Annotated in this window: 8 protein-coding genes; 5 read left to right on the top strand and 3 right to left on the bottom strand. The window is 65.5% G+C overall.

The features are described 5' to 3' along the window. Window positions 1-136: 136 nt before the first annotated feature. Window positions 137-1,351: a mandelate racemase/muconate lactonizing enzyme family protein gene (locus CK489_RS20110; RefSeq protein ID WP_095733423.1), complete on the top strand. Its 1,215-nt coding sequence runs from the start codon at window positions 137-139 to the stop codon at window positions 1,349-1,351. Between the two features lie 191 nt (window positions 1,352-1,542). On the opposite strand, the gene CK489_RS20105 is transcribed toward CK489_RS20110, so the two are convergent. From CK489_RS20105 to CK489_RS20095, 3 genes are all read right to left on the bottom strand, one after another. Further along, window positions 1,543-2,793 carry an ABC transporter substrate-binding protein gene (locus tag CK489_RS20105; protein ID WP_050632032.1) on the bottom strand — a complete coding sequence of 417 codons (1,251 nt, stop codon included), beginning with the start codon at window positions 2,791-2,793 and terminating at the stop codon, window positions 1,543-1,545. 252 nt (window positions 2,794-3,045) lie between these two features. Further along, window positions 3,046-5,085: a hydantoinase/oxoprolinase family protein gene (locus tag CK489_RS20100; RefSeq protein ID WP_095733422.1), complete on the bottom strand. Its 2,040-nt coding sequence runs from the start codon at window positions 5,083-5,085 to the stop codon at window positions 3,046-3,048. 7 nt (window positions 5,086-5,092) lie between these two features. Continuing rightward, complete coding sequence (locus CK489_RS20095) at window positions 5,093-6,745, bottom strand: hydantoinase B/oxoprolinase family protein (RefSeq protein ID WP_095733421.1); 1,653 nt, start codon at window positions 6,743-6,745, stop codon at window positions 5,093-5,095. Window positions 6,746-6,978: 233 nt separating this feature from the next. Between CK489_RS20095 and CK489_RS20090 the strand changes: the two genes are divergently transcribed. Genes CK489_RS20090 through CK489_RS20075 form a run of 4 tightly spaced genes read left to right on the top strand, consistent with a single transcriptional unit; the run spans window position 6,979 to window position 10,221 of the window. Further along, window positions 6,979-7,476 carry a DUF305 domain-containing protein gene (locus CK489_RS20090; RefSeq protein ID WP_050632089.1) on the top strand — a complete coding sequence of 166 codons (498 nt, stop codon included), beginning with the start codon at window positions 6,979-6,981 and terminating at the stop codon, window positions 7,474-7,476. After that, a complete protein-coding gene (locus tag CK489_RS20085; protein ID WP_095733420.1) occupies window positions 7,476-8,933 on the top strand; it encodes a YncE family protein in 1,458 nt (485 codons plus the stop codon). The genes CK489_RS20090 and CK489_RS20085 overlap by 1 nt, the downstream gene beginning before the upstream one ends. Beyond that, complete coding sequence (locus CK489_RS20080) at window positions 8,930-9,460, top strand: RNA polymerase sigma factor (RefSeq protein ID WP_050632087.1); 531 nt, start codon at window positions 8,930-8,932, stop codon at window positions 9,458-9,460. Before CK489_RS20085 ends, CK489_RS20080 begins: the two co-directional genes overlap by 4 nt. Beyond that, window positions 9,457-10,221, top strand: coding sequence for an anti-sigma factor family protein (locus CK489_RS20075; RefSeq protein WP_095733419.1), 765 nt, complete (start codon window positions 9,457-9,459; stop codon window positions 10,219-10,221). The genes CK489_RS20080 and CK489_RS20075 overlap by 4 nt, the downstream gene beginning before the upstream one ends. The last annotated feature ends 6 nt before the right edge of the window (window positions 10,222-10,227 follow it).

Here is a 10,227-nt window from a genome sequence, read left to right as displayed (position 1 = left end):
CGCTTGACGGAATTCGCTGGATTGCCGCTGCACTTTGCAGCAAGCGTGCGTTGACGGTCTGCCGCCGTGCGGTTGACGCATTGCTCGATCCGCTATTGTGCTCTCTTCAACACCAACAAACGCCGGGCAGGAAACCATGAGCAAATCAACCACGATCAAAAGCGTCGAAACGCTCGCCTGCGATGCCGGCTGGCGGAATTATCATTTCGTCAAGGTGACCACCGCGGACGGATTGGTCGGCTGGAGCGAGTATGACGAGGGTTTTGGCGCGCCCGGCGTGACCGCGGCGATCGAGCGGCTGTCGGCGCGGGTGGTCGGCAAGAACGCGTTCGAGCACGAGCGGATCTATGTCGAGCTGTTCGCCGCGACCCGCCCCGCCGCCGGCGGCGTGGTGGCGCTGGCGTTAGGCGCGATCGAGAACGCGCTGCTCGACGTCAAGGCCAAGGCGCTCGGCGTGCCCTGCTACGATCTGCTCGGCGGCAAGATCCGCGACCGCGTGCGGGTCTACTGGTCGCATTGCGCGACCTGGCGCATCAATCATCCCGACTGGTACAAGCCCGCGATCACCGATCTCGACGGCGTCAAGGCGATCGGCGCCGAGGTGCGCGAGAAGAAATTCACGGCGATGAAGACCAACATCTTCGTCTACACCGACGGCAAGCCGATGGGCTGGCGCCCCGGCTTCGGCTCGCCGTTCCAGCCCGAGATCAACATCGATCGCACGGTGCTGCGCAATCTCTGCATGCATCTCGAGGCGATCCGCGACGGCGCGGGGCCGGATGTCGATCTGCTGCTCGACCTCAACTTCAACGCCAAGACCGAAGGCTATCTGAAAATCCTGCGCGCCATCGAGAAGATGGACATGTTCTGGGTCGAGATCGACACCTTCAACCCGCAGGCGCTCGGCTATATCCGTCGCCAGAGCCCGCACCCGATCTCGTCCTGCGAGACGCTGCTGGGCCTGCGCGAATTCCTGTCCTACTTCACCGAGCAGGCGATGGATGTCGCGATCATCGACACGCCGTGGAACGGGGTCTGGCAGTCGATGAAGATCGCCGCCGCCGCCGAGCATTTCGAGGTCAACGTCGCGCCGCATAATTTCTACGGCCACCTCTGCACCATGATGAACGCGCATTTCTGCGCGGCGGTGCCGAACCTGCGCATCATGGAGACTGACATCGATCGGCTGGCCTGGGACCACGAGCTGTTCACCCATGTGCCCGAATTCGTCGACGGCCATCTCGTGATCCCGGATCGCCCGGGCTGGGGCACCGAGCCGAACGAGGAAGCCCTGCGCGCGCATCCGCCGAAGAACAAGGGCGGGCTGTTGAATTACGGGTTGAAGAAGTAGGGACTATTGCCCCGGCCCTCACCCCATCGTCGTCCCGGCCTAGTGCGCAATTGCGCACGGGGGCCGAGACCCATAACCACGAATGGGAGTGAGCCGGTGCGCTGGACCTGCAGCCCGCTATAACAACAGGCTTCGGCGGTAATGGGTCCCGGCCTTCGCCGGGACGACGTATTAATCTAGATCACGCCCCCTCAATTATCCTCGCGCACCGGCGTGAACGCGCTTTCGATCACGTCGCCGATCGGCTGCCAGGCGTTGCCGTCGAACTGCACCAGCCGCATCTGCTTGATGGGTCGGAAATCCTTCGGCCCGGTGTTGATCACGATCCCGGGCAGCGCGATCGGGCTCTGATAATCCTTCAGCGAGGCTGCCTGCCGCATGATGTTGTCGCGCGACAGGTCGTCGCCGCACTGCCGCAGCACCTGCATCAGCGTGTCGGCGGCGGCATAGCCGAACACGGCGTAGATGTCGTCCTTATCACCGTCGGGGTAGTACTTGTCCATGAAGGCGTCCCACGCCTTGATCTGCGGGTCGTTCTTCCAGGCGGCATCGCCTGCGTCCTTCAGGAACGAGGTCGAGATCACGCCGAGCGAGTTCTGCAGGCCCGCTGGCCGCAACGCGCTGGCGATCGAGGCCGAGGCATTGTCGAGGATGAACACCGGATGCCAGTCGAGCTCGGCGGCAACCCGGATCGCGCGCGCCGCGATCGCGGGCGCGCCGTCGAACACCAGGATGTCGGCGCCAGAGTTTTTCAGGATTCCGACCTGGTTTTGGATCGAGGTCTCCGACGCATCGAAGGCGAGATCCGCGACGATCATGCCGGCGGTGTCGCCGAGCCCTTCCTGCAATCCCCTGAACAGGTCGCGGCCGAACTGGTCGTTCTGCCAAAGCACCGCGATCTTGCGCGAAGGATAGGCGGCCTGGATGTAATTGGCATAGATCCGTCCCTCGGCGCGGAAGGTCGGCTGCCAGCCCATGGTCCAGGGAAAGCTCTTGGGATGCGCCCACTCCTCGTCGCCGGACGCGACGAACAGCTGCGGGATCTTCTTCTCGTTGAGATACTTTCGCACGGCGAGGTTGCTCGGCGTGCCGAACGAGCCGAACATCAACAGCACGTTCTGCTGCTCGACGAGATCGCGGGTCTGCTCCATCGCGGTCTTCGGATTGGAGCTGTCGTCGACCGAGACGAACTTGACCTTGCGGCCGTTGATGCCGCCATGCTCGTTGACCATGTCGAAATAGGCTGCTTCCGCCCGCCCGATGGTCGCGAACGCGGCGAGCGGCCCGGTGTAGGGCATGACATTGCCGATGCGGATCTCGCTGCCGGCGGCCGCCTCGGGCGCTGGCTGCGCCTGCTGCGCGCGCAACGGCGCCGCCGCGAGAACAGCTGCGAGGGCAAGGACCGTCGAAAGCACTGCTTGTCGTTTTGTTTGCATCAACATCGCCACAAACGCCGGCGACCGGCCGGCGCTCCCTCCCAGCGAGCGGAGCTTATCGCCCAAGCGAATGCCGTAAAAATGAAATGTTGATGGCGGAGGTGGACCTGTCTTCACCTCTCCCGCTTGCGGGGGAGGTCGGATCGCATCGAAGATGCGATCCGGGTGGGGGCTTTCTCCACAATGTGACCGGTGGAGAGACCCCCACCCCGCCCCTCCCCCGCAAGCGGGAGAGGGAGCGCAGTTCCCACGCGGCGATCAGCGCAATGTTATGTCGAGCCAGCCCAGCGGGTTGACCGTGACGCGGTCGCCATCATCGACCAGAACCGTGGTGGTTTCGGCCTCGATCACAGCCGGACCGGCCAGCGATTGCCCCGGTTTGAGGTCGTCGAGCGCATACACCGGCACCTCGCGCCAGGCACCGAGCCAGGCCTGCCGCTTGCCGCGCGGCGTGCAGGGCGCACTGGACGCGGCATTTCCGGCATCGCTGCTGCCGGGCGCGACCTTGCCGACCGCGGCCACGCGGGCGTTGACGAACACCACCTCCTGCCCGCGCGAGGCATAGGTGTAGAGCTCCTCATGGCGGCGGTGGAAGCGCTCCTCGATTTGCGCCACGAGATTCGCGGCGTTGAGATCGAGATCGCCCAGCGGTACGTCGATCTCGAACACCTGCTCGCCGTAGCGCATCTCGGCCGAGCGCTCGATCGCGATGTCGCCCTTGAACCAGTCGCGCAGCCGCCCCGCGGCCTGCGCTTCCAGCGCGGCAAACAAGGCGCGCACCTCGTCGGCGGAAATCCGCCCGGTACCGTAATGCGTGCGGCTGACCTCGTAGCGCAGATCGCTGGTCAGCATGCCCCAGGCCGACAGCACGGAGGCCACCGTCGGCACGATGATGCGCTTGATCTCGAGCTCGCGCGCGACCTCGGCGGCGTGCATGCCGGCGGCGCCGCCGAAGCTGAGCAGCGCGAATTTGCGGGGATCGACGCCGCGGCGCAAGGTCATCAGGCGGATGCCGTCGGCCATCTTCAGATTGATCATCTTGTAGATGCCGGCGGCAGCCTCGATCCGCGACAGCTCGAGCGCCTCGGCGATCCGGTCGACGGCGGCTTCCGACGCCGCACGATCGAGCGGCCGCGCCCCACCCATGAAGGCGGCGGCATCGAGGTAGCCGAGCACGACATTGGCGTCGGTGACTGCAGCCGCGGTGCCGCCATTGCCGTAGCAGGCCGGGCCCGGCACCGAGCCCGCGCTCTCCGGCCCGACCCGCAAGGTGCGGCTGCCGTCGACGCTCGCGATCGAGCCGCCGCCGGCGGCGATGCTGGCGATGTCGAGGCTGCGCAGCGCGATGCGCTGGCCGGCGAGCATGCCGTCGGCCGACAGCGAGGCCTGGCCGTCAGCAATCAGCGAGATGTCGGTCGAGGTGCCGCCCATGTCGAACGGCACCAGATCGGGAATGGCGAGCATCTCGGCGCAGCGGCGGCTGCCGGAGATGCCGCCGGCCGGGCCCGACAGCACGGTGCCCGCGGCTAGCCGCGAAGCTTCCTCCACCGGCGCCATGCCGCCATGCGACAGCACGACGAACAGCGAGCCCTTGAAGCCCGCCTCGTGCAGGCTGCGCTCCAGATTGGTGAGATAGCGCCGCACCGTCGGCTCGACATAGGCGTTCACGATGGTGGTCGAGACGCGCTCGTATTCCTTGATCTGCGGCAGCACGTCGCTGGAGCGCGACACGCTGACATCGGGCAGCTCCCTTGCCAGCCGCTCGACCGCGGCGAGCTCATGCACCGGGTTGAGATAGGCGTGCAGGAAGCAGACCGCGATCGAGTTCGCACCTGATCGCTTCACCTCGGCAATGACGTTGCCGAGCGCGGCAGCGTCCAGCGCCACCGCCGTGCTGCCGTCGGCCTTCAGCCGCTCGCGCACGCCGAAGCGGCGCTCGCGCGGCACCAGCGGCTCGGGCGGCGGCGTGCGCAGATCGTAGCGATCCGGCTTCAGGCCCTCGCGCATCTCGACGACGTCGCGATGGCCCTCGGTGGTGAGCAGGGCGACCTTCGCGCCCTTGCGCTCCAAGAGCGCATTGGTCGCAACCGTGGTGCCGTGCACCAGGCGATCGGTCGCAGCCAGCATCGCCGCGCGCGTGACGCCGAGGCGCCGCGCCAGCTCTTCCAGTCCGGCCATCACGCCGATCGACTGATCGGCCGGCGTGGACGGCGATTTCGCGAACACGGTTCGCCCGGTTTGATCCGTCGCAACCAGATCGGTGTAGGTGCCGCCGACGTCAACTCCAATCGTATACATCGCTGCCCTATACCGCCTTCGAAACCAGACCTTGCGCGACGTCGCGCGCCCGCGCCTCAGCCGAGCGCTTCTCGGGCGGCCCCCAGCCGCCGCCGCCAGACGAGCGGATCTCGAGGCAATCGCCGGGGCGCAGCTCGATGCCGACCTCCTTGGTCTTCAGCACGCGCGGCTCGCGGCCTTCCGACAGGAGACGATAGCGATGCGGCTCGCCGTCCTTGCCGCCGAGCATGCCGCACGGGCCGTGTCGCGCGCCGTCACCGGCGGTGTTGCCGCGGGCCGGCTTTTGCGTCTCCAGCACCATGTCGAGCGCCACACCGAGCCCGCCGCGATGCTGGCCGTCGCCGCCGGAGTCGGGGCGGAATTCGTGCTGGCGGAAATACAATGGAAAACGTACCTCGGCGACCTCGATGCTGCCGAATTTGAGCCCGCCGACCGAGTGCCATTCGCCGATCGAGGAATAGCCGTCGCCGCCGGGTGATGCGCCGCCGCCGGGTCGCGCCTGGAACATGTGCCAGATGAAATTGCGCCCGTTGCGCGGATCCTCGCCCTGGATCGCGATGCGAAAGCGGCGGCCCCATCCGCCCATCACGCGATCCGGACAGGACGCCGACATCGCCTTGATGATCGCTTCGACGATCTCGTTGGAGGGATGGCTGGTGCACAAGGTCACGGGACGGCCGGGATCGGCCCACACGATGGTGCCCTGCTTCGCCACCACCTTGAGCGGCCGCAGCGCGCCGGTGTTCTTCGGAATGTCGGCGTCGATCAGATAGGCAAACGCCATCGCGACCGCGGCCTGCATGTTGGCATGCGACGAGTTGACGAAACTGGTCGACTGCGGATCGGAGCCGGTGAGATCGACCTCGATGTCGCTGCCTTTTTTCGTCACCTTGGCGGCGATCTTGATGTCGGTGCGGCCGTGGCCATCATCATCGAGCAGCGCCTCGCCATAGAACACGCCATCCTTCCAGGTCGACACCACGGCACGGGTCTGCTGCTCGGTAGCATCGAGGATCGCCTCGATCGCGGCCTCGACCGTTTCCGCGCCGAATTCGCTGAACAGCTTTGCGACGCGCCGCTCGCCGAGATGCGCGGCGCCGAGCATCGCCGCAAGGTCGCCGCGGAATTCTCTGGGGTTGCGGATGTTCAAGGCCAGCAGGTCGAGCAGATCCTCGCGCGGCTTGCCGGCCTCATAGAGCTTGATCGGCGGAATCCGAATGCCTTCCTGATAGATCTCGGTCGCGGCCGGATTGTAGGCGCCGTGGGTGGCGCCGCCGATGTCGCTCTGATGCGCCCGCACGATGGTCCAGAGCAGCCTTTTTCCGCCGTCGAACACCGGCACGAAGGCGGTCAGATCAGGCAGATGGCTGCCGCCCTGATAGGGATCGTTGAGCAGGATGACGTCGCCGGGCGCGACATCCTTGAAGCGTTCCTCGACCGCCAGCGTCGCCCATGGCAGGGCGCCGACATGCACCGGGATATGATCGGCCTGCGCGATCAGCCGACCGCTGGTGTCGCAGATTGCCAGCGAAAAATCGCGGCTGGAATTGAGGATCTGCGAATAGGAGGTGCGAAGCATGGCTTCGCCCATCTCCTTGACGATCGACGACAGGCGGTGCTGGACGACGGAGCGGGTGATCGGATCGATCTTGGCGGACATCTTGGCCTTATTCGCGCCCCGGCGGGCGCAGGGAGGATCGAGAACCGGTCAACCGAAACCGGAATTCCCTCTTATAACCAGACGCTTCCAGATCGCAAACCGCGGCGCCGGGGCCGCAGAATTCATTCCGCCGTTCAGTAATTCGTGATCGGCACGAATCCTCGCTCCTCCGACGGAATAGAATTCGCCGTCCTGCGTCCCACCCGTGCCAGCCAACTTTCAGGGTGAACGTGATGATCCTGCGATTCTTCAGACCCGGCATCGGCGCCGCGTTGCTCGGCGCGCGTGTGCTGTTTGCCGTTGTTCTCTCCCCGGTAGCGCTCGCGCAAGAGGCGCACCAACCGGCCTCGACCGCGCAGTCGGCCGAAGAGAGCGCCTTCCTCGCCGAGAACGATGCGGCAATGACCAAGATGATGAATGACATGGCCGCCCAGCCGAGCGGCGATATCGATCGCGATTTCGTCGCGATGATGACGCCGCACCATCAGGGCGCGATCGACATGGCCGTGATCGAGCTCCGCTACGGCAAGAACGAGCGCCTGCGCCGCATCGCGCAGGAGATCATCGTCGAGCAGCGCCAGGAAATCGACGCCATGAAGCTCGCGCTCGGCGAACAGGTCACCGACACGACGCCCGCCCCCACCCAACCCGGTGCGAAACCCGGCCCGGCGGCAGGCAGCCACGATCACATGAACATGCACCACGACATGATGAAGCAGGAGAACAAGTGATGACGAGCCCGTTCCTGAAGGGCCTGCTGGCCACCAGCATGATCGTGCTGTCGACGTCCGCCTTCGCCGGACAGGCGCCCGGCGCGGCGTCCACGCCCGACATTCCGATCAGCCATCACGACCGCGTCTACGCCGCCGAGCAATTCTCGAACACCGTGTCGGTCACCGATCCCGTCGACAACAAGCTGCTCGGGGTGATCCGGCTCGGCGATCCGCAGCCCGGCAATTTCAGCCCGCTCTACAAGGGACAGGTGCTGGTCCACGGCATGGGCTATTCGCCCGACCATCATACGCTTGCCATCGTCTCGATCGGCTCGAATTCGGTGACCTTCATCGACACGGCAACGAACACCGTCAAGCACGTCACCTATGTCGGGCGTTCGCCGCACGAGGCGTTCTTCACGCCCGACGGCAAGGAGGTCTGGGTCACGGTGCGCGGCGAGAACTATATCTCGGTGATCGACGCACAGAACTTCAAGGAAACGATGCGGATCGAGGTGCCGCCGGGACCAGGCATGCAGATCTTCTCGCCCGACGGCAAGTATGGCTACATCTGTTCGTCGTTCAATCCGGAAACCGACGTGGTCTCGGTGGCCGATCATCAGATCGTCGCGAAGGTGAAGCAGGAAAGCCCGTTCTGCCCCAACATCGCGGCGAGCCCCGATGGCGAGCAGGTGTGGTTCACGCTGAAGGATATCGGCAAGACGCAGGTGTTCAACGCCAGGCCGCCGTTCAATCCAATCAAGACCATCGACACCGGCCCGATCACCAACCACGTCAATTTCGCGAAGACGGCGAAGGGGACCTTCGCCTACATCACGATCGGCGGAACCAACGAGGTCAAGGTGTTGCGCACCGATGATTTTTCGCAGGTGGCGACCATTCCGGTCGGCAATCTCCCGCACGGCGTCTGGCCGTCCGGCGACGGCACGCGGATCTATGTCGGCCTGGAGAATGACGATGCGCTGGCCGCGATCGACACAGCGACCAACAAGGTGATCGCCAATATCCCGATCGGCCAGGCGCCGCAGGCCATAGCATATGTGCCGAGCGCCGCACCAAATCCCGATGATCGCCAGAACCTGCAAGACCTCGGCCTCGCCGGTCAGACCGCCCACCTCACGCTCACGCCGAAGCAACACGCGAAGGGAGACAAGCCGCCGACGAGCGTCTCGCTGTTCGATCAGGGTCTGATCCAGGTGGTGCAGGCATCGGTCACAGGGCTCGAACCCAGGCAGCACTACGTGCTAGCATTGGCCGAGCATGCCGACGGGACGGGATCGGTGCAGCCGCTCGCCGCCTTCGTGACCAATCCGGCGGGTTCGGCGATCGTCAACGCCACCGGACCGATCCGTCAGATCGTGCAGAGCGCGGCCAAGGCCGAACGGCGCTATCTCGTCATCACATCAGGCGAGCCGGCGAAGCTCGGGGCCGTGATCCAGGTACAAGCGCCATGAACGATATGCTGCACCAGATCGAGCCGGTGATTCCAGCGCTGCGCCGCTATGCGCGTGCACTGGTCCGCAACCATGCGGCCGCCGACGATCTGGTGCAGGACTGCCTGGAACGCGCGGTCAGTCATTGGGAGCAGCGGCGCGACACCGGCAGCCCGAAGTCGTGGCTGTTTGCCATTCTGCACAATCTCGCCATCAACCAGTTCCGCAGCGCAGCCGCGCGTGTCCAGCACATTGCCATCGACGAGGCAGGCGAGCACGAGATCGGACAAGATGCGGTGCAGGAACAAAAGATGATCTATCAGGACGTGCTCGGGAAGCTAGCAAAGCTTCCCGACGAGCAGCGCGCCGTGCTGCTGCTCATCGCCGTCGAAGACCTGAGCTATGCGGAGGCCGCCAAGGTGCTCAACATCCCTATCGGCACCGTGATGTCGCGCCTGTCGCGGGCACGTGAGAGATTACAGCAGGAACTCGAACGGCCCGCTGATCACCAGCAGGGGAATGTCGTGCAGTTGCGGAGCAAGCCATGAGCAATCGCCCGATCTCGGAGGACGATCTGCACGCCTATGTCGACCATGCGCTCGAGCCCGAGCGTCAGGCCGAGGTCGCCGCCTATCTGGAGAGCCACCCGGATGTGGCCCGGCGCGTTGCGTCCTTTTCCGACCAGCGCAGCATGCTGCGTGCGGCGCTCGCACCGATTGCGGAGGAGCCGCTGCCGCCGCAGCTCAATCTGTCCCGGATCATCGAGAGCAAGCGCCGCCGTCCCGCCTCCTTCCGCTGGGCGATCGCGGCGATGCTGATGCTTGCAATCGGCGGTGTCGGCGGGTGGGCGATCCGCGGCGCGACCGAAGGCCCCGCGGGCGGCCTTGCCGCGCTCGCCCAGGAGGCAAGCGACTCCTACAAGGTGTATGCCTCCGATCGGACCCGGCCGGTCGAGCTGCGCGACAGCGCCGAGCTGGTGCAGTGGGTTTCGAACAGGTTGCAACAGCCGGTCAAGTTGCCGGACCTGACGAAGTCGGGGTATCGCCTGATGGGCGGACGCGTAGTCCCGACTGCGCACGGTCCGGCGGCCATGTTCATGTATGACGACGATCATGGCGAGCGGCTCGTGGTCCTGACCCGTCCGATGACGTCAGATCAGAACGCGCCGATGGCCGCGCATTCGGGTGGTGACGTCGCGGGCTTCTCCTGGGCTGACGGCGGCACGGGCTATAGCGTCGTGGGACCACGCGGCGTCGAGTCCCTGCGGCCGCTCGCCAACGAAATCCGCAAACAGGCGCAGGCGATCTGATCGGGG

Origin of the sequence: Bradyrhizobium sp. UFLA03-84 (genome assembly GCF_002289535.1) — a bacterium.
Lineage (GTDB): Bacteria > Pseudomonadota > Alphaproteobacteria > Rhizobiales > Xanthobacteraceae > Bradyrhizobium > Bradyrhizobium viridifuturi.
Note: the sequence above shows the minus strand (reverse complement) of the source record. Positions and strands in the feature narration are given on the sequence as shown.